This window comes from Rhizobium sp. YS-1r (assembly GCF_000757525.1).
Taxonomy (GTDB): domain Bacteria; phylum Pseudomonadota; class Alphaproteobacteria; order Rhizobiales; family Rhizobiaceae; genus Neorhizobium; species Neorhizobium petrolearium.
In genome coordinates, this window is record NZ_JPYQ01000055.1 from 486,781 (window position 1) to 507,613 (window position 20,833).

The window sequence follows — 20,833 nt, forward strand, 5'->3', positions numbered from 1 at the left end:
GTCTTGCCATCTGCTCCGCGCTTTTCAGCGCGCTGGCTTTTCCGGTGGCGCCGGCGACGGAGAGCGTCTCGGTGAGGGCGCGGGCGATCACGGAGTTCAAGCGGGGTTCGGCCGAGACGCGTTTCGGTCCGCTGGAATTCCTCGGCGGTATCGAGTTCTCGTCATCCGACAGCCGGCTGCAATCGTTGTCAAGCATACGCTTTCGCTCCGATGTCCAGGGTTTCGTATCCGTCCTCGATACCGGCAATTGGCTGACGGGCAGGATCGAGCGGGATGGCGGCGGCCGGCTTTCCGGCCTCTCGGATATCTCGATCAGCCCGATCCTCATCCAAGGCGGGCGTGCCGGTTCGAAATATTATACGGATGCCGAAGGGCTGGCTCTGCGCCGGGGACAGGCGATCGTCAGTTTCGAGCAGCGCCACCGCGTCGATATCTATCCCGATCCAGGCTTTGAGACTTCCGCTCCGTTGAAGACGCTCGATCCCGTCATCCCCCGCCATGAATTTCGGATGAATGCCGGGATGGAGACCTTGGCGGTCTCGCCTTCCTCAAGCCCGCTCAAGGGGGTGCTTGTCGTCGTCACGGAGCACAGCATCGACGATGACGGCAATTCGTTTGCAGCGATCCTTGAGGGGCCGCTGAGGGGTGTGTTCAAGGTCGCGCGCCACGATCCCTACGATGTAACGGATGGCGCCTTCCTGCCGAGCGGCGATTTCCTGCTGCTGGAACGCCGCTTCAGCTTCACCGGTGGGCTCGGCATGCGCATCCGCCGGATCAGGGGCGACAGCATCCGTCCCGGCGCCGTCGTGGACGGCGAGGTGCTCATCGACGCCGACATGGGTTATGCGATCGACAATATGGAAGGGCTGGACGTCGTTATAGGGCCAGAGGGAAAGCCGCATCTGATCCTGGTCTCGGACGACAACGGCAATCTCCTGCAGCGGAACGTCATGTTGGAGTTCCGGCTGAACCAATAGCGGTTTCCGGCTTCAGTCCTTTTTCGCAGCCTTGTACGCATCAAGCAGGTCTTGAACAGGGATGCCGTCGATCCTGGCTCCAGTCATTCTGCATCCCGTGAATTCCGCGCCTGAAAGGTTTGCGTTCTGGAGGCGCAATCCGGAGAGATTGACGTCATCGATGGACCAGCCCGACATATTGCTATCCGTGAATGTCGCCCCAGAAAAATTGATGTCGTTGAACCTTGTTCCGGAGAGGTTGACGTTTTCAAATGACGAACCTGAAAAGGTTGAATTCGTCGCTTCAACAACGTCGATGACATCGTGAATCTTCATTGGCGTCCACCTTTTTTGAACCGTCGCTGGCGCGCGCAAATTGCAGCGCTTTTGTGCGACTTTCAAGTGGAGACGAGGCAGCTTCCGGTCAGGCGACCTTGGCCACCTGCGGCATCGGCTTCAGCACGTTCATCAGCGCGCCATAGGGCAACAGCAGCACGATACCGACCAGGATCTTGACGACAAGATCACCCAGCGCCCAGGAGACCCAGCGCGGAGCCTCGATGGCGAAGGCGCCGAAGATCGGAGCCGATGCGATTGCGAAATCCTCGTTCGGGCCGATGAAGACAAAGATCGCGGCGAAGGCCAGCGAGAAAAACAAGAGAGTATCGAGCGCCGAGCCGAGAAGGGAGCCCGCAAGCGGCGCACGCCACCAGGTCTGGCGGCGGAGTTGATTGAAGACCGAGATATCGAGAAGTTGGCCGATGAGATAAGCGGTGCCCGATGCGATCGCGATCCGCGGCGCGGAGGCCAGGAACGAAAGCGTCACACCGACGATGAAGCCGACGAGGACGATGCGGCGGGCAATTGCCGGGCCGAACTGTCGATTGGCGAGATCGGTGACCAGGAAGGCGACGGGATAGATAAACGCGCCCCAGGTCAGAAGGTCGGCGAGCGCGATGCCCCAGAACGTTCCCGTGACCGGAAACTGAACCAGGAAGTTCGAGGCGACGACAACGGCCGCCATGATCAGAGCATAGATGAGGGTATAGCGCGTCACTTGCATTTTTTTATCCTGGGTGATGCCACCAGTTGGAGAAATATTGAGGCAAGAGAAAAGGCTTGTCCGGTTTTACCCGTTCAAGCCTCCCTCAAAGCCGGATGATATGTCGCCGGGCGATTAAGCGGCTTCGGCAGTCTTCTTGACGATCTGGCGGCGCAGTAGGCGAGCGCGCATCGACAGTTCGTTTTCGTCGGACTTCAGCAGGAAGGCGTCGAGACCGCCCCGATGCTCGACGGAGCGCAGGGCATGCGCGGAAACGCGCAGACGGAAGCGCTGGCCGAGAGCGTCGGAGATCAACGTGACCTGGCAGAGGTTCGGCAGGAACCGGCGGCGGGTCTTGTTGTTGGCGTGGCTTACATTGTTGCCGGTCTGAACGCCTTTGCCGGTCAGTTCGCACACACGAGACATGGATACACCTTTGTTCTTCTGCAATCGGATGGTCTTTCCGGGCAATACCCGGCACCCCGATCCAACTGGTCCTGATTGGAAAGTTGCGGTTCTATAGTCAGTGAGGTCCGCCGCGTCAAGCCAAACCTTGGCCAAACCCCGGAGATTCCACCTATGGTGAGATTATGCCGCTATTTTCTTGCCATTATGCCCGGTCTATATGTGGGTGGGAAGGCGCTTTCGGCGTCCTCATCGTTCAGGGCAGAATCATGATCCCTCGGGGCCGTTTTGTCAGTGCATTCATGTTCATCTTCGGACTTACCGCCGTTCCGATCGGCTCCGAGGAGATCCGGCATGTCAGCGAGTACGACATTTCGCTCGGCATCCTGCCGATCGCCAAGGCCTCTTTTTCGAGCGAATTTAACAGCAAGGACTACAAGATCACCGGCATCTTCAAATCCGCCGGCATCGTCAACATCATCAGCCGCATCTCGGCCGAGACCAATGTGAGCGGGCGCATGCAGGCCGACAAGCTGCAAGCCGATCGCTACAATCTCGTCTACAGCGCCGGCAAGCGCACGCGTATCTACGAGGTCGAATATCGCAACGGCAATGTCACCGAAACGACCGTCAAGCCCGAGCCGAGACGCAATCCGAAAAACTGGATTCCGGTGACAGAGGACGATCTGCATTCCGTTCTCGATCCGCTGAGCGGGCTCATCTTCCCAGCCAATGCCAAAATCTGCCCGAGCCGCCTGCCGATCTATGACGGAGAGTCCCGCATGGATCTCGTGCTGACGCTGAAGGGCATAAGGCCCTTCTCGACGGATGGCTTCAAGGGCGATGCGATCGCCTGCTCGATCCGCTATGTGCCGAAATCCGGCTTCCGTCGGGGGCGCAGCGATATCGAGTATCTCAGGAAAACGCCGATGGAAATCTGGTTTGCCAAGGCACAGTCGGCGAATGTATATGCTCCCGTTTACGCCCGCATCCCCACCAGGATGGGGCCGGTATATGTGACTGCCGTCAAGTATGGCGGCTGAAATGACGCTCGGCAGGGCGTCGAGGGGGCAGGGGTGAAAATCCGGGGAACTCTGATCGGCTTTACAGCGATCCTGATGTGGTCGCTGCTTGCGTTGATGACGGCCGCGTCCGGCAAGATGCCGCCGTTCCAGCTTTCAGCAGTCACCTTCGCGATCGGCAGCCTGCCGGGCATCATCCTTTTCATCCTGAAACCGCGGCGCATCGCGTTTTTGAAGCAACCGCCGAAGGTCTGGATCACCGGCATCGGCGGGCTGTTCGGCTATCATTTCCTCTATTTCACGGCGCTCCGGAATGCGCCGGCGGTGGAGGCAGGCCTTATCGCCTATCTGTGGCCGCTATTCATCGTGGTCGGCTCCGCCTTGCTGCCGGGCGAGAAACTGCGCTGGTATCATGTGATCGGCGCCGTCGCCGGCCTCTGCGGCACGATCACCATCGTATCGCGCAACGGTCTGTCGTTCGACGAGGCCTATCTGGTCGGCTATGGTGCGGCTTTCCTTTGCGCCTTCACCTGGTCCGGCTATTCACTGTTGACGCGGCGCTTCGATCGGGTTTCGACCGATGTCGTGACCGGCTTCTGCCTCGCGACTTCGGCCTTGTCGCTGATCTGCCATCTGGCCCTGGAGACGACAATCTGGCCGGCAAATGGCGGTGAATGGGCGGCTGTCGTCGGTCTTGGCCTGCTGCCGGTGGGGGCGGCCTTCTATGCCTGGGATTACGGTGTCAAGAACGGCGACATCCAGATCATCGGTGCGGCGAGCTATGCAGCGCCGCTGCTGTCGACGCTGATCCTGGTCGCCACGGGTTTTGCCGAGCCTGACTGGCGTATCGCGGTGGCCTGCCTGCTGATTACGGGGGGCGCGGTGCTTGCCGCGTGCGACATGTTCCGGCCGAAGCCGATCGGCGAGGCGGTTGCTGAGTAGGCGTCTCCGAATAACCGGAGGCGTCGGGGGGAAAGATGTCCGTTCTTTTGTCTGTCGTGCTTGCCGCGTCGATTGCGCTTGCACTTTTCTATTTCCGTTGCCTTGAAAAGCGCTCAAGCCATTGGCGCGCTGCGCTGAAGACCGCGCCCGTCCTGCTGCTTGCGATCTACGCGCTGCTCATCCAGGCGCCGCTTCTCCTGGTCGCGGCGCTTGCGCTCGGCGCCCTGGGGGATGCCTTCCTTGCCTATGATCGAGAAGGTGCCTTCCTTGCCGGTCTTTCGGCCTTCCTCCTTTCACATCTCGCTTATATCGCGCTCTTCTGGCCGTCGATCATGCCGGAATTGGTCGTTGCCAGCCCCTGGCGTTACACCGCGGCCTGGACCTTCGTCACCCTGATGGCGATGATGCTTCTCGTACTCTGGCGACCAGCCGGACCGCTCGCAATCCCGGTCGCGGCTTATGCTGTGGCGATTATCGCCATGGCGTTGTCGGCCGTCGCGCTGAAGCCTGTCCCGCCATCGGCGGGCGCCATCCTGTTTGTGATGTCGGATACAGCGCTCGCCATCCAGACATTCCTGGTGAGGGCGGATGATCCTGTGATGAAAAGACTCAGGCCCTTCGTCTGGGGCACTTACTATGCTGCGCAGCTTGTCTTTACGCTGGCGATTGCCGGGCTCCCCTATTGAGCCGAAAGTTCCCGACTGGCCGAAGGAAGATCAGCCAGGTAGCCAGTTGGCCAAGGGGGATATCAGCCCGGCTCCCAGCCGGGTGGCGCCATTTCGAAGCTTGAAAACTCGAACCCAGGCGCGACCGTGCAGCCGACCAGTGTGAAACGGCCGAGCGGTTCTGCCGCCTGCCAGGCATCCGCCGGCACGATCGCCTGCGGCCGCTCGCCCTTTGCCAGATCGATGCCGAGCGTCACTTTTTCCGTCGCCGTGCCATCGGAAATGCAGAGAAGCAGCGGATCGCCGTCATAGAAATGCCAGACCTCCGCCGCGTCGCGCACCCGGTGCCAGTGGGACCGCTGACCGGCTTCAAGCAGGTAGTAGATCGCAGTGGAATGACCACGGGTGCCGCCATTGTCATCGCGGAAGGTCTCGGCATACCAGCCGCCTTCCGGATGGGGCTGCATGTCCAGCACCCGGATTATCTCCTGGATATCCATTCAGAAATTATCCTTCCGCTTGCGGATTTCGGCAAAGACCTCTTCATTGGACCTGCCCTCCATCAGCAAGTTGCGGCGGATGGCAGGATCGGCGGCGCGCAGGAACGGATTGGTTTCCTTCTCCAGCCCGATCGTGGTCGGAATCGTGAATTTCCCCGCAGCGCGGTTTTCCTCGATCTCCTCGGCTCGAGCCTGGAGGCGCGGATTGTCCGGATCGATCGTCAGCGCAAATCTGGCATTGGACAGCGTGTATTCGTGACCGAAATAGACCGCCGTCTCGTCCGGCAGGACGGCGAGTTTCTGCAGCGAATGCCACATGTCGGCCGCCGGGCGTTCGAAGATGCGGCCGCAGCCGAGCGCGAAAAGCGTGTCGGCCGCAAAGAGGATCTTGTCGTCCGGGAAATGGTAGCAGATGTGGCCGGCGGTATGGCCGGGCGTCTCGATGACGCGGACGAAGTGGTCGCCGAACTGGAACTCGTCGCCGTCCGCCATAGTCTTGTCGAGCCCGGGGATCGCCACCGCCTCGTTGAAGGGTCCGATTATGTCGAGCCCGAATTTTTCCTTCAGCGCCAGATTGGCTTCGACGTGGTCGGTATGGTGGTGCGTGGTGAAGATATGGGTGATTTTCCAGCCGCGGCGCTCGGCGGCGTCGAGGATCGGCTTTTCTTCGGGCGCGTCGATCGAAGCCGTCAGCCCGCTTTCCGGATCGTGGACCAGGACGCCGAAATTATCGCTTCGACATGAAAAAACTTCGAGTTCCAGTGGTTTCATATCATCGCCCCTATTGCTCAAATCGCTTCGCGGGACAATGTAGAGGCTGCGTCCTCGAAGTCCAACCACTTGCCTGACAGATGTCCGTCGATATCGTTGATCTCCGCGAATTCTATCACTCGCCGCTCGGCCACCTCGCCGAGCAGTCGATTGCGATGGCGCTTTCATCGCTTTGGGCGCGGCTGCCGGAAGAGCGGCTGGTCGGGCTCGGTTACGCCGTGCCCTATCTCGATCGGTTCCGCGCCGATACCGAGCGCACCTTCGCCTTCATGCCGGCAGGCCAGGGCGCGGTAAACTGGCCGGTTGGAGAACTCTCCTCAACGGCGCTGGTCTTCGATGAGGAATTGCCGCTGCCGGACTCCTCCGTCGATCGCGTGCTCATGGTGCATTCGCTGGAATTTGCTGAAAATCCGCACGAGACGCTGAAGGAACTCTGGCGGGTGCTCGCGCCCGGCGGCCGTCTCGTCATCGTGGTACCGAACCGGCGTGGCGTCTGGGCGCGGATGGAACATACACCGTTCGGTTCAGGTCGGCCCTATTCGCGCAGCCAGCTCACCTCTCTGCTTCGCGAGACGAATTTCACGCCCGGGGCCAGTGCCGAGGCGTTGTTTTTCCCGCCGTCGAAGATCCGCATCGTCTTGAAGCTCCGGCATGTCTTCGAGCGTATGGGGCGGCGCTTCTGGCCGGTCTTTTCAGGTGTCATCGTGCTTGAAGCGCAAAAGCGGCTCTACCAGGGCCTGCCGGTCGCTGCGCGCGCCTCCCGCCGCGTGTTCGTGCCGGTGCTGGCGCCGCAGGGCGTACAGACGATGCGGATGCGTGACGTTCATCCCCGCTGACGGCGCTTCGCTTTGGGATCAGGGTCGTCTTTCGAAACGATCCACCGGAGCGTTTTGTCGGCGGCATCGACCATTCCTCGCCCCTCGACAAAGGCCGTTTTCGGCTTTAATGCCACTCAGATCATCGCCGCTTGAGGCATTTCCGAAAAGGTTGATCCGATGAACATCGTCACGAGTGAGCCCGTTCCACGTCCAGGCATCCTGGATATTGCCGCCTATGTGCCCGGCAAGGAACATGCTCCCGGTGTGGCGCGTGTCTTCAAGCTGTCCTCCAACGAAACGCCGCTCGGGCCGAGCCCGAAAGCGGTCGAGGCGTTCAGACAGGCCGCCGGCAATCTCGAACTCTATCCGGACGGCCAGGCGCTGGCGCTGCGCGAGGCGATTGCTTCCGTGCACGGCCTCAATGTCGCGAACATCATGTGCGGCAACGGGTCCGACGAACTGCTCGGCCTGCTCTGCCATGTCTATCTCGGATCGGGCGATGAAGCGATCATCACCGAACATGGCTTCCTGGTCTACAAGATCCAGATCATGGGGGCAGGCGCCAGGCCGGTCGAGGTCAAGGAAAAGGATTGTACGGTCGATGTCGACGCGATCCTTGCCGCCGTGACCGAGAAGACGAAGATGGTCTTCATCGCCAACCCCGGGAACCCTACCGGCACTTATGTCCCGGTCGCTGAAATCCGTCGCCTGCATGCGGGGCTGCCGAAGAACGTCATTCTCGTTCTCGATGCCGCTTATGCGGAATATGTCCGCAAGAACGACTACGAAGCGGGGCTTGAGCTGGTTTCGAACAACCGCAACGTGGTGATGACCCGCACCTTCTCGAAGGTTTATGGTCTTGCTGCACTGCGTATCGGCTGGATGTATGGCCCCGCCGGTATCCTCGATGCGCTGAACCGCGTGCGCGGTCCGTTCAACATGAATGCACCGGCGATTGCCGCGGGTGCGGCTGCAATCCGCGACCAGGCTTTCGTTGAAAAGGCGGTCGAACACAACACGCTGTGGCTCGACAAGCTCACACATGCTTTCGAGGCGATCGGCCTCAAGGTAACGCCGTCCGTCACCAATTTCGTCCTCATCCATTTCCCCGATGCGGACGGCAAGCGTGCGCCGGAGGCGGATGCATTCCTGACGAGCCGTGGTTATATCCTGCGGGCCGTGAAGGGTTACGGTTTCCCGAACGCATTGCGCATGACGATCGGCACGGAAGAAGCCAATCGCGGCGTCATCGAGGCGCTCGGCGAATTCATGGGTAGGAGCGCATGACGGAGCCGCATTTCGACCGGATCGCGCTGATCGGCATCGGTCTCATCGGGTCGTCGATCGCGCGTGACGTCAAGGAACTCGGGCTTGCCCGTGAGGTGGTGATCTCCACCCGCAGCGCCGAAACGCTCAAGCGCGCCGAGGAGCTGGAACTTGGCAATCGCTATGTGGCCTCCGCTGCGGAAGCGGTGAAGGATGCCGATCTGGTGATCGTCTCGGTGCCGGTCGGCGCGTCGGAGGCGGTGGCAAAACAGATCGCCGGTAGCTTGAAGCCTGGCGCCATCGTCACCGATGTCGGCTCCACCAAGGCTTCCGTCATCGCCCAGATGGCGCCGCATGTGCCGGAGAACGTGCATTTCATTCCCGGCCACCCGCTTGCGGGCACGGAGAAGTCCGGTCCGGACGCGGGCTTCCCAGGCCTGTTCCGCGACCGCTGGTGCATCTTCACGCCGCTGCCGGGCACCGATCCGGCAGCGCTCGACAGGCTCAAGGCCTTCTGGACAGCGCTCGGCTCGCGCATCGACGAGATGGACCCGCAACATCACGACAAGGTTCTGGCGATCGTTTCGCATCTGCCGCACATCATCGCCTACAACATCGTCGGCACGGCGGACGATCTGGAGACGGTGACGGAATCGGAAGTCATCAAATATTCCGCTTCCGGTTTCCGCGACTTCACCCGCCTTGCCGCTTCCGACCCCACCATGTGGCGCGACGTCTGCCTGCACAACAAGGATGCGATCCTGGAAATGCTGGCGCGCTTCTCGGAAGACCTCGCTTCCCTGCAGCGGGCGATCCGCTGGGGTGAGGGCGACAAGCTGTTCGAACTTTTCACCCGCACCCGCGCCGTCCGTCGCTCGATCATCGAGGCCGGCCAGGATGTCGATGCGCCGGATTTCGGCCGCCACGCGCTGGATCAGAAGAAGTGAGCTTCCGGGTTAGATCGGCGGGATTTCGCCGATCGGGATGAAGCCGCCAGCAAAGACCTTGCCGCGGGTGATGGTGAGGTCGAGCGAAGCGTTCCTGCCGCCGCCCAGCGCCGACAGCATCCTGGAGACGGTTTCGAGCGTTGAGGCGATCTCCGGGAAGGCCTCTCCGAGACTGTTTCGCCAGGCATCGATCTGCTCGATCCTGAGCCTCAGCTTGCCGGAGAGATAGCCTTGTTCGTCGAAGGAAAAGGGTCCGGAAACGGTAATCAGCCGGCCTTGGCCGAGATCGGCAGACAGGCTGCGCATCTCACCTTGCGTGCCGTAAAGAACCAGTCCGTTCGGATCGCTGCCATCGATCATGCCGGCGCGACCATTGAGCGTCACAGCGACATTGGCCGTCAGCCGGGGCAGGAGCTGCGGCATGTCCTTCATCATCAGATCCGTGCCTTCGAGCGTCATGGCCGCATCGAGATCGCTGCCGTTCTGGCGCAGATGGATTTCGGTATGGCTGGCGCTGATATCGAAAGCCTGGCCGGTTGAAGATGAGACGACACTGGTCTTGGCATTCTCGATCACCGTCGAAGTTCGCTCTACGCCCCGAAGTCTGGTGATCAGGCTCGACTGGAAGTTCTCCCAGGTGGTCGAAACCGTAAGGCCGTGGCCGGTACGGGCTTCCACCGGCGAATCGAGTTCCCAGACGATATGGCCGGGATTGTAGACCTGAGCGGCGGAGCGCAGGGCGCCGAAGGTGGCAGAGATCCCGTTTACCCGATCATCGATCGCGACCTTCGAGCAGAACAGGCCGATCCGGAAAGGATAGCCGCGATATTCCGCATCGCTGCATTCGGCGGAAACGCCGTTCCTCTCCTGGCTGCCGAGCAGCGTCAGGGTCCGTTCCCTCAGGGTCGATGCGGCATAGAACCAGCCGGCGGTGTAAAGTGCGATCACCAGCACAACGCCGCAGGCGAGTAGCCATAATTTTCCGCTGACGCCAGTTCGGCTTGACGCTGCCATGATGTTCTCCAATGGTGCTGAAAACGAAAGGCCAGTCTGTTTGATTGAATTGGTGTTGCGCGCGATATGGACGAATTTTGGGTGTTTGGCTACGGGTCCCTGATGTGGAATCCGGGTTTTGCGTTTGAGGAAAGACTGACCGCACGTGCCTTCGGCTTTCGCCGTTCCCTCTGTGTATGGTCGTATGTGCATCGCGGTACGCCGGAAAAGCCGGGTCTGGTGCTCGGTCTTGATCGTGGCGGCTCCTGCCGCGGCGTCGCTTTCCGGATAAGCCGGGAAGATCGGGAGGATGTCCTCGATTACCTGCGACGCCGCGAGCTTGTTACCAATGTTTACAGGGAAAAGATGCTGCCCGTGTTGCTCGGCGATGGGCGGCAGGCGAGGGCGGTGGGTTATGTGGTCGACCGTCAGCATGTGCAATATGCCGGCGCGCTCGGCGTCGAGGAGGCGGCCGAAATCGTCCGGACGTCCGTTGGCCAATCTGGCCCCAACGATGCATACGTCTTCAACACGCTCGCGCATCTGAAGGAGATGCGCATCCGCGATCATTGGCTGGAAGGCGTGGGAGCTTCCGTGGCGGCACGCCTTCAAGCCGCGGTCTGAGCTTTCAGCTCTGCCAGGCGCCTTACGGCCGTGGGCGGCAGCGGCAGATGCGGATTGGCTTCGACAGTCTCGATCAGCAGCTTGTCGCTCTCGCGCTCCATCGTCTCGACGAGATGGGCGTAGAAGGCATCCGGATCCATGCCGGGCGCGATCGGCGGCAATATGCGCACCTTGAAATGGCCGGGATGCTTGATCAGCTTGCGGCGGCCCCAGAACAGGCCCCAATGGGCGACGACCGGCACCACGGGGACTTGCACGTCGCGATAGATGCGGGCGATGCCGTATCGGTATTGGGGTTCGGCCCCCGGAGGGCGACGTGTGCCTTCGGGGTAGATGATGAGCTGGCGGCCGTTTGCCATTTCCTCCCGGGTGCGCTTCATCACGTCGATCATGATCTTGCCGCGGGCGCCGCGATTGACCGGAATCATGCGCTGCTTCATCGCGTACCAGCCGAACAGCGGAATCCACATGAGCTCTCGCTTCAGGATGTAGGCCGGGTCCCTCTGATAGGGCAGGAGGGCTACCGTATCCCATGCGGACTGATGCTTCGGCGCGAAGATGCAACCGCCCTCCGGTACGTTCTCCAAACCCTCGATCTCGAACGTGGCTCCTACGATCTTCGCCATCAGCCAATTGCAGGAAGCGGCCCAGGCTTTCGGAATCCGATAGGCGGCCTTGCGCGGCATCAGAAAATAGATCGGACTCAGCACGATCATGCGAATAATGAGATTCGTATAAAAAGCCGTGTTGAAAAGAACCGAGCGTATCAGAAGCATGAATGGAAGTTCCTTTTGAACAGCCGTTGCCTACACGAGATCGGCTTTCGAAAAAAGCGCCTTGTGTCGGCGGCTCCATGGACGCGACTGACTGTCAGGGCTCCGGCTTGGCCGCCGTCTTGGTGGCCGCTTCCGTGCGCAGCCCGGTGCCCCGCTCGATGCCGATCCAATCGCGCACGGTCGCCAGAACGACCTTGCCATATTCTGCGAGCATGGTGCGCAACACATCCGGTTCGGCGAACCATGCCTTGCGGGTGAGGTCGGAATTGACCACCGGATAGGGGATGAATTCGGTCACCGGATCGGCGCGGCGCAACTCGTGCAGGCTGCGCAGCATGTGGTAGTTGTTGGTCACGACCAGCACGGACCTGTAGCCGTGGTCGTGGATCCAGCGGTTGATCTCATTGGCATTGCCGATCGTGTCGATCGCGTCATAGCCGATGTCGACGCAGCAGGCGAAGAGGTCCAGCGAGGCCTGGGTTACCTTGCGGATCTGGTTCGGTGTCGTGGAGGGATGGGCGCCGGAGATCAGAAGCCGCTGGCCGGCGCCATCCCTCAGGAGACCGAGCGCCTGCTCGATGCGCAGGTAGCCGCCGGTCAACACAACGATCGCGTCTGCCTTCACGCCATCCGGTGCCTTGAGCGATGTGACGGAATTCGCAAACCACAGGAAACCGCCGAACAGCACGGCTATGAACAAAACGCCCGCCATGATGACGCGGCGTGCAACCCAGCGCAGCCGGCCCTTGCGTGAAAACAAGCTGGCGGGCGGACGGTTCGGCTTGCCGTCTGCTCCATTGTCGGGTGTCATCTGAGCCGGTGTCATGATCGTGCATAGCCGGAGATTCGTGGCGAGAACAGGGCCAACCTATAAGGGGAAGAAGCCCGGTTCAAGAAGATGGCGCTCCATCGGAACGCGCCGGATCGGACCGTATGAGGTCGATCTCGTCGATCGTTCGCATCACGGTGAACCGGGCCGTCAGCGTTGTCAGCAACGCAATCACGATCATCGTGGCGAAAATGCCGAGATAACCGGTGATGCCGATTGTGAAGGAGCCGAAGAGAGCGGTCGCCTGATCGCTTTCCGGTGTCGCCAGCGAATTGGCCTGCCACATGTTGGCAGCGGCGAACAAGGCCGCCGCCAGCACGCCTCCGGCGGCCGAGCCCTTGATGCTGATCTTGAGGAAATGCTTCTGAAATTCGCCTGCCACGAAGGAACTCTCCGCACCGACGAAATGCAATACCTCGACGATATGGCGGTTGCCGGACAACGCTCCCCGCGTTGCGAAGACGACCGTGAGGATCATTGCCGTGAAGACCAGTATCAGGACCCCGGTTCCGATCAGTACCGTCGTCTGGGCCATGGAGACCAGGCGGTCCACCCAGGTGCGGTGATCATCCAGAAAGGCTTGCGGTACCTCCGTCTTCAGGAGGTCGCGCATGGCCGCGAAATCCGGCGGATTTTGTTCGTCGATGGTGATGATGACAAGACGCGGCACCGGCAGTTCGTCGAGGTTCAATCCGGTGCCAAGCCAGGGTTCGAGCAGCCGGGCGGTCGCGTCCTCGTCCATGATCGTGCCTTCGCGGGTGCCGACGAAGGTGAGCGCCAGCTCGCGGGCCTTCTTCAGCGCCGCGTCCATGTCGAGCCCTTCTTCGGGCTTGATCTGGATGGTGATCTCACGGGAGATCTGGCTCTGCCAGCCTGCGGCGGTCGCCCTGACCATGGTGACAGCGCCAAATGTCAGACAGGCGAGGAATGCCATGATGGCGATCACCACCATCAGCGCATTGCCCTGGATATTGGAGGGCGGCAGGATCGGAGCGGTGGGTCTCACCCGCATTTCCGCCCGGCGTGGCTGTTGTTGGGTTGGCGGCGCCGGTTCCGGCTGCCTGCCGGCCCTGGTCGCCTTCGCCGCCTTCAGGATTTTTTGGCCAAGCTCATTCATAGATGTCGAGCCGCCCTTCCGTCAGGATCATCCGCCGCGCATCCACCTGATCCATCAGACCTAGATCGTGGGTGGCGATCACCACCGCGGTGCCGAGCCGGTTGAGTTCCAGGAAGAGACTGAGGAGCCGCCGCGCCATCGGCGGATCGACATTGCCCGTTGGCTCGTCGGCGAGCAGGATTTCCGGCCGGTCCATCAGCGCCCGGGCGATTGCGGCGCGCTGTTTCTCTCCGCCGGAAAGCACCGGCGGCAGCACATTGATACGCTCACCCAGCCCTACCCATTTCAGGAGTTCGATCACATCGTTGCGATAGGAATTTTCCTCCTTGCCGCGGACGCGCAGCGGCAGCGCCACGTTTTCATAGGTCGTAAGATGGTCGAGCAGACGGAAATCCTGGAAGACGATGCCGACACGCCGGCGCAACATGGGGAGTTCGGCACGCGGGATCTGAGACAGGTCCCGGCCGAACATATGGATGATGCCGCGGGTCGGGTGCAGCGACATGAAGAGCAGACGCAGAAGCGTGGTCTTGCCCGCGCCGGACGGCCCCGTCAGGAACTGGAACGACCGCTTGGGGATGTCAAAGGTCATGTCCCGGAGAATTTCCGGACCCATCCCGTAGCGCAGGCCGACATTTTCGAAATGAATCAATGGGTGACCCAGTCTCTCGCCTTCAGATTTCTGGTGCTCGTTATCTCTTAACGACCCGGGTAAACGGACGGTAAATCACGCGCGTAAAAAAGGCTAATTTCGGGTCGCGTTTGCGAAGCATTAACCATTTAAATTTACGACTGAGCGGGATTCGTTTCAATGCCCGCAACCCTCAACATCGGGGAAAACGGGCCGAAGAGGCCCCATGAGCACGTTCCACAGCCAGCAGGGCAAGACGGTCATCCGCATGGACATCCTTCCGCCGGATCATCCCGGCCGGGCAGGACGGGTAATGCAACGTCGCGGCGAGGTCATCGACGCTCAGTTCGTCACGGTTCGTGATGTTTCCCGTCGCGCTTCAAAGCCGCGCTCGCATAACGACAATCGTAACGACCCAGAATCTGCTGTCGATGCCGAACCACTCCTGCAGCGGATGGTCGCGGCGGGCGAACGTGCCTTGTCGCGCCTATCCGCCGATTTCTTCTCGGCTGTGGTTGCGGTCGTCTTCGTCACGGTTTTCGGCCTCGCGGGCGGCTTCTCCTTCCTTTTAAACGGATCGGAAGCGGCTCCGGCGGGTCCGGCATTCGACATCACGCATGTCACCATGACACCACAGGACGCCAACGGCATGCGCGTGCTGCTGATCAACGGAATTGTCGAGAACCGCAGTGGCGACAGCCGCGTCATGCCATCGATCCGCGCTGATCTGATGTCCGGCGAAGAGCTGGTGGCGAGCACATTGATCTCGCCCCCTGCCTCCGCCATCGCGGGCGGTCAGAGCCGGGGCTTTTCGGCCCGCGTGCCGCATCCTGGTGGAAAACTGCCGGACCTCCGGCTTTCGCTTGCCGAACGAGGCGCGTAAGCCTTTTTATTTTCCGGCCGTTTGTGCTATCGCAGCGCTTTAACGGACACGGAGAACCTCATGCCCGTCGTGCGCGGCAAGACCATTGAGCCGCTTTATACCGCCGAACAGATCGCCGAACGCAACCGGGCCATGGCTGCCGAAATCGCTGTCGGCCCGACCAAAGATCTACTTGTCATCGCCATCCTCAAGGGCTCGTTCATTTTCGCTGCCGATCTTCTGCGGGCGCTGCATGATGTCGGCCTTGCGCCTGAGGTGGAGTTCATCACCCTGTCGAGCTACGGCGCCGGCACGGTTTCGCAGGGCGTGCGCATCGTGAAGGACATCGACAGCGACGTGAAAGATCGCGACGTGCTGCTAATCGACGATATCCTTGAATCCGGCCGCACATTGCTTTTCGCCAAGGAGATGCTCTACGAGCGTGGCGCCCGCCACGTCTCAATCGCCGTGCTGCTCGACAAGCGCGTGAAGCGCAAGGAGGCGCTGGAGGCGGATTATGTAGGCTTCGAATGTCCGGATTATTTCGTGGTCGGTTACGGCATGGATGTTGCCTATGCCTTCCGTGAATTGCCTTTCGTCGGTGTCGTCACCGGCGATGCGTGAGACCTGGTGGCAAGGTGTTAACCATCCCAGCCCAGTAAAGGCTAATATTTACTCCTCGACAAGAAAACTCTGGTGAGTTGCTCCCGATATGAAACACGACAGGGAGCGATGATCGCTATGGCAAAGATCCTGATTACCGAGGACGAGGATACGCTCCGCAGCTTCGTCGCGCGGGCGCTTCGTCTCGACGGTCATGAGACACATGAAGCAGGTGACGGCGCCGAGGGTCTCGAAAAGCTGAGCCAGGGCCCTTTCGATTTGCTGCTTTCCGATATCCGCATGCCGGTCATGGACGGAATCGAGCTGGCGCATCAGGCTTCCGTCAGGTTCCCGGGCCTCAAGATCCTGCTGATGACCGGGTATGCCGAACAGCGTGAGCGCGCCGATGACCTTACCGCCAAGATCGTCGACGTGGTGCAAAAGCCGTTCGCCCTTCCGGACATCCGCAAGGCCGTCGCCGCAGCCCTGGCGGCCTGAGGGCGGCAAGAGGTGACGCAGTCGAGATCTGCTCGCCCCCTCACCTTGCATTTCTGACACCTAGCTTTCAGCCAAAGTTTTGAGTTTGCTACCTCTCCTGCAAGAGGAGAGGTAGGCTGCCGCGTTCACAAATCATGATCTTGGCGAAGCTAAGCCGTGGATTTTGTCGGTGAGGAGATAATCTTCTCCGCTACCTTATATCCAGCAGCCGCTCCAGGTATTGCCGTTCGGCCTCGCCGGAGAGCGCGTTGCCGAGTCTTTCGCGGATCGCTTCAAGGATCTCGCGGGCGCGCTGCACGTCGATCTCGTCCGGCACCTTCACCTGATCGCCGAAATCCGGGCCTGACGTGGCACGGGGCCGGCCAAGCGGGTCGCGGCCGTTCTGGCCGCCTTGCGACGACATGCTCTCACCCGGGCCACGGTCCTGACCTTGCCCCTGGCCCTGCTGCATGGCCTGCATCATCTGCTGCATCATGTTCTGGGCGCCCTGACGCAGCGCACTGAGCGCGTTGCCCTGACCCTGGACTGCCTGCTCGCCCTGGCCTTCGCCAAGCGCGCGGCCGGCATTGCCCATTTCGCGCTGTGCTTCGCCAAAGCCTTCGCCAGGCTGCATGCCGAGGTCCTTCAGGCCCTTCTGCAACTCTTCCAGCTTTTTGCCGAGGCTATCCTGTTGCGCCCGGAGGTTCTTCAGCGCCTCGCGAAGCTGTTCGGCCGTCATCTGGTCGGTATTCTGCTGACCCTGCTGACCCTGTTGTTGGCCTTGCTGCTGCTGCTCGCCTTGCTGTTGGCCCTGCTGTTGCTGGCCCTGCTCGTTGGGCTGCTGGTTCGGATCGCCGCGCTGCATACGGTCGCGCAGCGCCTGGTCCAGCTTGAAGGTCTGGTCCATCAGCCGCTGCTGTTCCTGCATGATCTCGCCGAGTTTGTCGATCTGCTGACGCATCTGGCTGTTCTGCTGCTGGCCCTGCTGCCCGCGCTGCATGCGGCCGGCCTGCAGATTGTTCATCATCCGCTGCATTTCGGAGAGGAGTTGCTGGGCGGCATCGCGATTGCCGGACCGGGCGAGGTTTTCGATCTGGTCCATCATGTTCTGCAGGTCGCGCTGGCGGATGACGTTCTGGGCCTGCATGTTGTTCGGCGCCTGCGGGGCGTTCTGCATCCGCTGGGCAAGCTCGTTCATGAACTGCTGCATGGCTTCGCGCAGTTCCTTCATCAGACGGGCGATCTCCTCATCCGAGGCCTTGTTCTCAAGTGCTTCGGCAAGATTGCGCTGCGCATCGCGCAGCCGGCGTTCGGCGAGCGACAGATCGCCATCCTCGATGCCGATCGCTATTTCCCAGAGATAATCGGCGGTGTCTTTGAGCTGTTCCTCGGTGCGGGAAAGCTTCATGCGTTCCTGCGCCGAACGGATCAGCAGGAAATGGGCGAGATTCGGGATGGTCTCGTCAGGACGGATCGCCAGCGCTTCATTTAGCGCGATGGCGCGCGGCATCTGACGGGTGTCGAGTGCAAAGACCTGGCGCTCCTCCGCGACGGCTGCAGCAAGCGGCTCGGAGAAACCGCGGGCCGGCAGCACCATTTCATGGGGAGGGCTTCGGCCTGTCTGGCCGGCGCCATCCTTGGCGACGAGCGTGACCCTGACACGCTTGCCGGCAAGCGGATGCTCGGTCAGGTTCCGGCTCGTCAGACCCTTGACCTCGCGGCTGTTCTGGCGTGGCAGGTTCAGCCTGTAATCCGGCGGAGGATAGAGCGGGGTTGCAGCGGGATCCTGTTGTTCAACCGGCTCGATCAGCGCATGCGCTTCGCGGATGCCATAATCGTCCTTGCCGGTGAAGCCGATTTCAAGAGCACCGTTGACGGAGCGTCGCGGTTGCCCGTCGAAGGCGATCTCCGGCGGACGGTCGGGAATGACTTCGAAAGCCCAGCTCTGGCCGTTTACGGTCAGGTTGCCGCTCTCGGCGATGTTGAGCGCGTAGGTACGCGGCGGCATCTGCTGGTTGATCTGCGGTTGCGGCGGTTGAACCGGAGCCTGCTCCGCTGTCTGTGCACCATTCGGCTGCGGCTGTCTGGCCGAAGCTTCGGCGGCCTTTTTGGCCTCCTCGGTGATGAGCGTAACTTCCTCCCCGCCGGCTTCCGGTGTGAAGATCACGGCCTCGCCACCTTCGCCGCCGGTGACGCGCACGGTGAGTGCGGAGTTCTGGGGGATGGATACGCTATTGACCGCGGCATTCACCTCGCGACCGGTCAGGAACACCGGTGCGCGGCCGGTATAGGAAGGCGGCGTCAGCCAGGCGTCGATGCGCAGGTCGGGATTGACGCTCGGTGCAGGCGGAGCCGCGCGGAACGCATCGGCCGGCGAGCCGCCGCCGTTCGAGAAGGAGTAACCGAGCGCGATTGCAAAGACGAGTGCCGGGATGGCGCGCAGGGCGAAGCGGTCATGCCTGGCGATATCGGGCTGCGGCAGGCCGGCATCGAGGGCGGCGATGCGTTCAGCCATGCGGATCTGGTGTTCCTTCCAGAGCGCCCTGGAGAAGGGCGTCTCGAAGGCCGGCTCATCCTCCTGCACGCCGACCGGCTGGTGGGGCAGGTTGTTGCGGTCTTCGAGAAGCCGGTCGGCCTCTTCCGAGGCCGGCCAGCGCAACCGGCCGAAGGGAAGGATGGAGTAGAGAAAGGCAAGAGAGAAGCCGCCGAGCAGAACCCAGCGCACCCAATCCGGCGCAATGCGGAAAATCCCGAACCAGGCGACCGACAGGAAGAGCGCTGCAATTCCCAGGGGAGGCAGCAACAGCGGCAAAACCCGCTCGAAAAACAGAACGATCCGCGCGAAGGAACGCTTCAGCGCGACGCGTCGCGCTAGCACAGGATGCGATTCGAAGGCACCTTTGCGGATGAAGCTCATGCGGTCCGTCTCCAGTCGTGGCGGCGCAAATCAAGCTTTAACGATAACGATCTTTGTGGCGAAGACGAGGGCAGGGGGCGTTTCACCCCCATATTTTCCGGTCTTTCCCCGAAAAGTGAACGGATGTTAACCCGTCACGCCAGCCATGCGGGTACAGAATCGAGCCCGATAAGCTCTTCATAGGTGCGGCGCGGGCGCACGACGTGGAATTCACTGCCCTTCACCAGGACTTCCGGCACCAGCAGGCGGGAGTTATAGGTTCCCGCCTGGACGGCCCCATAGGCACCGGCCGACGCAACGGCGATCAGGTCGCCCGGCTTCGGTGCCGCCATCTCGCGGTCGAGCGCCAGGTAGTCGCCGGTTTCGCAGACGGGACCGACGACATCGGCCTTGATGCGGGGGGCATCGGCAGGGGGCACGACGACCGGGCGGATCATGTGATAGGCATCGTAAAGCGTCGGGCGGATCAGGTCGTTCATCGCGCCGTCGACGATCACGAAACTCTTCTCGCCGCTATCTTTCACATAGATGACCTCGGTCACCAGAATGCCGGCATTGCCGACAATCAGGCGGCCGGGTTCGGTGACGATCCTGCAGTTCAGCGAGCGGAGCTGGCGCTTGACCGTATCTGCATAGGCGTCCGGCAACGGCGGCGGATTGTTGTCGTCCTTGTAGGGGATGCCCAGGCCACCGCCGATATCCACGTGGTCGATGCGATGACCGTCGGCCCGCAGCGTGTCGACGAGTTCACGCAGCAGCCGGAAGGCATCGTCGAATGGCTCAAGCTCGGTGATCTGGCTGCCGATATGCATGTCGATGCCGGTCACCTCGATACCGGGCAGGGTCGCGGCATGGGCGTAGACGGCGCGGGCGCGCTCGTAGGAAATGCCGAACTTGTTTTCCTTCTTGCCCGTGGAAATCTTCGCGTGGGTGCGGGCGTCGACGTCCGGATTGATGCGGAAGGAGACATGCGCCTTCTTTCCCATTTTCCGGGCGCGCAGGTTGAGCACTTCCAGTTCCGGCTCCGACTCGACGTTGAAACAGTAGATGCCGGCTTCCAGCGCGAGATCCATTTCCTGCACCGTCTTGCCGACGCCGGAGAACATGATACGGCTCGCCGGAATGCCGGCCGCCAGCGCGCGGCGCAGTTCGCCGCCGGAAACCACGTCAACACCTGCGCCAAGACGTCCCAGTGTCTTCAGCACCGCCTGGTTGGAATTCGCCTTCATCGCATAGCAGATCATGGTGTCCACGTCGGCAAAAGCCTGGGCGAAGACCTTGTAATGGCGCTCCAGCGTCGCGGTCGAATAGACATAAAAAGGCGTGCCGACAGCCCTTGCGATCTCTGGGATCGGCACGTTTTCGGCGTGCAGGACGCCGTCGATATAGTGAAAATGGTTCACGTCAAAACTCGAAAAAATTAAAGAAGCGGGTCGAGCACGAAGGGCTTGTCGGCGACAGGCTCCGGTTTCTTCTGCTCACCCGGCCTGGTGACCTTGCGGATGTTCTGCTGTTCCACCGGCGTGCTCGGGCGGTCGAGATCGCCCTTGCGGCCGCAGCCCGCGACGACGATGCCGGCAAGGCTCAGCACAAACGCTATGCGGGCAATATTCACCAGGGATTTCGACATTCTCTTGACCTTCTTCGGCACGGCTTGAGGGAACTGTCAT

The 20,833-nt window shown here is 61.3% G+C and carries 24 protein-coding genes; 11 read left to right on the forward strand and 13 right to left on the reverse strand.

Annotated elements, in window-relative coordinates; genetic code table 11:
• Window positions 1–8: 8 nt before the first annotated feature.
• Window positions 9–977 carry an esterase-like activity of phytase family protein gene (locus JL39_RS25075; RefSeq protein WP_037157336.1) on the forward strand — a complete coding sequence of 323 codons (969 nt, stop codon included), beginning with the start codon at window positions 9–11 and terminating at the stop codon, window positions 975–977.
• A 12-nt stretch (window positions 978–989) separates the two neighbouring features.
• On the opposite strand, the gene JL39_RS25080 is transcribed toward JL39_RS25075, so the two are convergent.
• The 3 genes from JL39_RS25080 to rpmB form a co-directional block, all read right to left on the reverse strand.
• Complete coding sequence (locus tag JL39_RS25080) at window positions 990–1,292, reverse strand: pentapeptide repeat-containing protein (RefSeq protein WP_037157060.1); 303 nt, start codon at window positions 1,290–1,292, stop codon at window positions 990–992.
• Between the two features lie 88 nt (window positions 1,293–1,380).
• A complete protein-coding gene (locus JL39_RS25085; protein WP_037157062.1) occupies window positions 1,381–2,019 on the reverse strand; it encodes a queuosine precursor transporter in 639 nt (212 codons plus the stop codon).
• 114 nt (window positions 2,020–2,133) lie between these two features.
• Window positions 2,134–2,424 (reverse strand): 50S ribosomal protein L28, encoded by a 291-nt coding sequence (gene rpmB, locus JL39_RS25090; RefSeq protein ID WP_037157063.1) that lies wholly within the window; start codon window positions 2,422–2,424, stop codon window positions 2,134–2,136.
• A gap of 248 nt (window positions 2,425–2,672) precedes the next feature.
• Here rpmB and JL39_RS25095 point away from each other — a divergent pair, with 248 nt between their 5' ends.
• The 3 genes from JL39_RS25095 to JL39_RS25105 are packed head-to-tail and all read left to right on the forward strand — an operon-like array spanning window position 2,673 to window position 5,053.
• On the forward strand, window positions 2,673–3,446 hold the full coding sequence (locus JL39_RS25095) for a DUF3108 domain-containing protein (protein ID WP_037157065.1): 774 nt from the start codon (window positions 2,673–2,675) through the stop codon (window positions 3,444–3,446).
• 33 nt (window positions 3,447–3,479) lie between these two features.
• The gene (locus JL39_RS25100) at window positions 3,480–4,367 is read left to right on the forward strand and encodes an EamA family transporter (RefSeq protein ID WP_037157067.1); all 888 of its coding nucleotides are present in this window, start codon (window positions 3,480–3,482) and stop codon (window positions 4,365–4,367) included.
• Window positions 4,368–4,402: 35 nt separating this feature from the next.
• Window positions 4,403–5,053, forward strand: coding sequence for a lysoplasmalogenase family protein (locus JL39_RS25105; RefSeq protein ID WP_037157070.1), 651 nt, complete (start codon window positions 4,403–4,405; stop codon window positions 5,051–5,053).
• Window positions 5,054–5,115: 62 nt separating this feature from the next.
• Here the strand turns inward: JL39_RS25105 and JL39_RS25110 are convergent, their stop codons facing one another.
• Together JL39_RS25110 and gloB are read right to left on the reverse strand one after the other, a co-directional pair.
• Window positions 5,116–5,532 carry a cupin domain-containing protein gene (locus JL39_RS25110; protein ID WP_037157073.1) on the reverse strand — a complete coding sequence of 139 codons (417 nt, stop codon included), beginning with the start codon at window positions 5,530–5,532 and terminating at the stop codon, window positions 5,116–5,118.
• Window positions 5,533–6,303: a hydroxyacylglutathione hydrolase gene (gene gloB, locus JL39_RS25115; protein ID WP_037157076.1), complete on the reverse strand. Its 771-nt coding sequence runs from the start codon at window positions 6,301–6,303 to the stop codon at window positions 5,533–5,535. It abuts the gene before it with no gap.
• Between the two features lie 80 nt (window positions 6,304–6,383).
• Between gloB and JL39_RS25120 the strand changes: the two genes are divergently transcribed.
• The 3 genes from JL39_RS25120 to JL39_RS25130 all read left to right on the forward strand — a co-directional run bounded on the left by JL39_RS25120 (window position 6,384) and on the right by JL39_RS25130 (window position 9,334).
• Window positions 6,384–7,139 carry a class I SAM-dependent methyltransferase gene (locus JL39_RS25120; protein WP_037157078.1) on the forward strand — a complete coding sequence of 252 codons (756 nt, stop codon included), beginning with the start codon at window positions 6,384–6,386 and terminating at the stop codon, window positions 7,137–7,139.
• Between the two features lie 159 nt (window positions 7,140–7,298).
• Complete coding sequence (gene hisC, locus JL39_RS25125; protein WP_037157080.1) at window positions 7,299–8,408, forward strand: histidinol-phosphate transaminase; 1,110 nt, start codon at window positions 7,299–7,301, stop codon at window positions 8,406–8,408.
• Window positions 8,405–9,334, forward strand: coding sequence for a prephenate/arogenate dehydrogenase family protein (locus JL39_RS25130; protein WP_037157082.1), 930 nt, complete (start codon window positions 8,405–8,407; stop codon window positions 9,332–9,334). Before hisC ends, JL39_RS25130 begins: the two co-directional genes overlap by 4 nt.
• 9 nt (window positions 9,335–9,343) lie before the next feature.
• On the opposite strand, the gene JL39_RS25135 is transcribed toward JL39_RS25130, so the two are convergent.
• Window positions 9,344–10,348, reverse strand: a complete 1,005-nt coding sequence (locus JL39_RS25135; protein WP_037157084.1) for a DUF2125 domain-containing protein — start codon at window positions 10,346–10,348, stop codon at window positions 9,344–9,346.
• A gap of 66 nt (window positions 10,349–10,414) precedes the next feature.
• Between JL39_RS25135 and JL39_RS25140 the strand changes: the two genes are divergently transcribed.
• The gene (locus tag JL39_RS25140; RefSeq protein ID WP_037157087.1) at window positions 10,415–10,951 is read left to right on the forward strand and encodes a gamma-glutamylcyclotransferase; all 537 of its coding nucleotides are present in this window, start codon (window positions 10,415–10,417) and stop codon (window positions 10,949–10,951) included.
• Here the strand turns inward: JL39_RS25140 and JL39_RS25145 are convergent.
• From JL39_RS25145 to ftsE, 4 genes are all read right to left on the reverse strand, one after another.
• Window positions 10,936–11,727, reverse strand: coding sequence for a 1-acyl-sn-glycerol-3-phosphate acyltransferase (locus JL39_RS25145; protein WP_037157089.1), 792 nt, complete (start codon window positions 11,725–11,727; stop codon window positions 10,936–10,938). The genes JL39_RS25140 and JL39_RS25145 overlap by 16 nt on opposite strands.
• 94 nt (window positions 11,728–11,821) lie before the next feature.
• A complete protein-coding gene (locus JL39_RS25150) occupies window positions 11,822–12,538 on the reverse strand; it encodes a YdcF family protein (protein WP_052183112.1) in 717 nt (238 codons plus the stop codon).
• A 79-nt stretch (window positions 12,539–12,617) separates the two neighbouring features.
• The gene (locus JL39_RS25155) at window positions 12,618–13,568 is read right to left on the reverse strand and encodes an ABC transporter permease (RefSeq protein WP_152601273.1); all 951 of its coding nucleotides are present in this window, start codon (window positions 13,566–13,568) and stop codon (window positions 12,618–12,620) included.
• A gap of 97 nt (window positions 13,569–13,665) precedes the next feature.
• Window positions 13,666–14,325, reverse strand: coding sequence for a cell division ATP-binding protein FtsE (gene ftsE, locus JL39_RS25160; protein WP_037157095.1), 660 nt, complete (start codon window positions 14,323–14,325; stop codon window positions 13,666–13,668).
• Between the two features lie 205 nt (window positions 14,326–14,530).
• On the opposite strand from ftsE, the gene JL39_RS25165 reads away from it, so the two are divergent.
• From JL39_RS25165 to JL39_RS25175, 3 genes are all read left to right on the forward strand, one after another.
• Entirely contained in the window at window positions 14,531–15,187 is a 657-nt protein-coding gene (locus tag JL39_RS25165; RefSeq protein ID WP_081952978.1) for a hypothetical protein, read from the forward strand.
• Window positions 15,188–15,247: 60 nt separating this feature from the next.
• Window positions 15,248–15,790, forward strand: coding sequence for a hypoxanthine phosphoribosyltransferase (gene hpt, locus JL39_RS25170; protein WP_037157097.1), 543 nt, complete (start codon window positions 15,248–15,250; stop codon window positions 15,788–15,790).
• A 117-nt stretch (window positions 15,791–15,907) separates the two neighbouring features.
• The gene (locus JL39_RS25175) at window positions 15,908–16,267 is read left to right on the forward strand and encodes a response regulator (RefSeq protein ID WP_037157340.1); all 360 of its coding nucleotides are present in this window, start codon (window positions 15,908–15,910) and stop codon (window positions 16,265–16,267) included.
• A gap of 190 nt (window positions 16,268–16,457) precedes the next feature.
• Here JL39_RS25175 and JL39_RS25180 read toward each other — a convergent pair whose 3' ends face one another.
• From JL39_RS25180 to JL39_RS25190, 3 genes are all read right to left on the reverse strand, one after another.
• Entirely contained in the window at window positions 16,458–19,163 is a 2,706-nt protein-coding gene (locus JL39_RS25180; RefSeq protein ID WP_037157099.1) for a TIGR02302 family protein, read from the reverse strand.
• Window positions 19,164–19,297: 134 nt separating this feature from the next.
• On the reverse strand, window positions 19,298–20,566 hold the full coding sequence (gene lysA / locus JL39_RS25185) for a diaminopimelate decarboxylase (RefSeq protein ID WP_037157101.1): 1,269 nt from the start codon (window positions 20,564–20,566) through the stop codon (window positions 19,298–19,300).
• Between the two features lie 17 nt (window positions 20,567–20,583).
• A complete protein-coding gene (locus JL39_RS25190) occupies window positions 20,584–20,793 on the reverse strand; it encodes a lipoprotein (RefSeq protein ID WP_037157103.1) in 210 nt (69 codons plus the stop codon).
• Between the last annotated feature and the right edge of the window lie 40 nt (window positions 20,794–20,833).

Coding starts and splice junctions, on each gene's coding strand:
- JL39_RS25080 (WP_037157060.1), bottom strand. CDS start 1,292: ATGAAGATTCACGATGTCATCGACGTTGTTGAAGCGACGAATTCAACC.
- JL39_RS25085 (WP_037157062.1), bottom strand. CDS start 2,019: ATGCAAGTGACGCGCTATACCCTCATCTATGCTCTGATCATGGCGGCC.
- rpmB (WP_037157063.1), bottom strand. CDS start 2,424: ATGTCTCGTGTGTGCGAACTGACCGGCAAAGGCGTTCAGACCGGCAAC.
- JL39_RS25095 (WP_037157065.1), top strand. CDS start 2,673: ATGATCCCTCGGGGCCGTTTTGTCAGTGCATTCATGTTCATCTTCGGA.
- JL39_RS25105 (WP_037157070.1), top strand. CDS start 4,403: ATGTCCGTTCTTTTGTCTGTCGTGCTTGCCGCGTCGATTGCGCTTGCA.
- JL39_RS25110 (WP_037157073.1), bottom strand. CDS start 5,532: ATGGATATCCAGGAGATAATCCGGGTGCTGGACATGCAGCCCCATCCG.
- gloB (WP_037157076.1), bottom strand. CDS start 6,303: ATGAAACCACTGGAACTCGAAGTTTTTTCATGTCGAAGCGATAATTTC.
- JL39_RS25120 (WP_037157078.1), top strand. CDS start 6,384: ATGTCCGTCGATATCGTTGATCTCCGCGAATTCTATCACTCGCCGCTC.
- hisC (WP_037157080.1), top strand. CDS start 7,299: ATGAACATCGTCACGAGTGAGCCCGTTCCACGTCCAGGCATCCTGGAT.
- JL39_RS25130 (WP_037157082.1), top strand. CDS start 8,405: ATGACGGAGCCGCATTTCGACCGGATCGCGCTGATCGGCATCGGTCTC.
- JL39_RS25135 (WP_037157084.1), bottom strand. CDS start 10,348: ATGGCAGCGTCAAGCCGAACTGGCGTCAGCGGAAAATTATGGCTACTC.
- JL39_RS25140 (WP_037157087.1), top strand. CDS start 10,415: ATGGACGAATTTTGGGTGTTTGGCTACGGGTCCCTGATGTGGAATCCG.
- JL39_RS25145 (WP_037157089.1), bottom strand. CDS start 11,727: ATGCTTCTGATACGCTCGGTTCTTTTCAACACGGCTTTTTATACGAAT.
- JL39_RS25150 (WP_052183112.1), bottom strand. CDS start 12,538: ATGACACCCGACAATGGAGCAGACGGCAAGCCGAACCGTCCGCCCGCC.
- JL39_RS25155 (WP_152601273.1), bottom strand. CDS start 13,568: ATGCGGGTGAGACCCACCGCTCCGATCCTGCCGCCCTCCAATATCCAG.
- JL39_RS25165 (WP_081952978.1), top strand. CDS start 14,531: ATGAGCACGTTCCACAGCCAGCAGGGCAAGACGGTCATCCGCATGGAC.
- hpt (WP_037157097.1), top strand. CDS start 15,248: ATGCCCGTCGTGCGCGGCAAGACCATTGAGCCGCTTTATACCGCCGAA.
- JL39_RS25175 (WP_037157340.1), top strand. CDS start 15,908: ATGGCAAAGATCCTGATTACCGAGGACGAGGATACGCTCCGCAGCTTC.
- JL39_RS25180 (WP_037157099.1), bottom strand. CDS start 19,163: ATGAGCTTCATCCGCAAAGGTGCCTTCGAATCGCATCCTGTGCTAGCG.
- JL39_RS25190 (WP_037157103.1), bottom strand. CDS start 20,793: ATGTCGAAATCCCTGGTGAATATTGCCCGCATAGCGTTTGTGCTGAGC.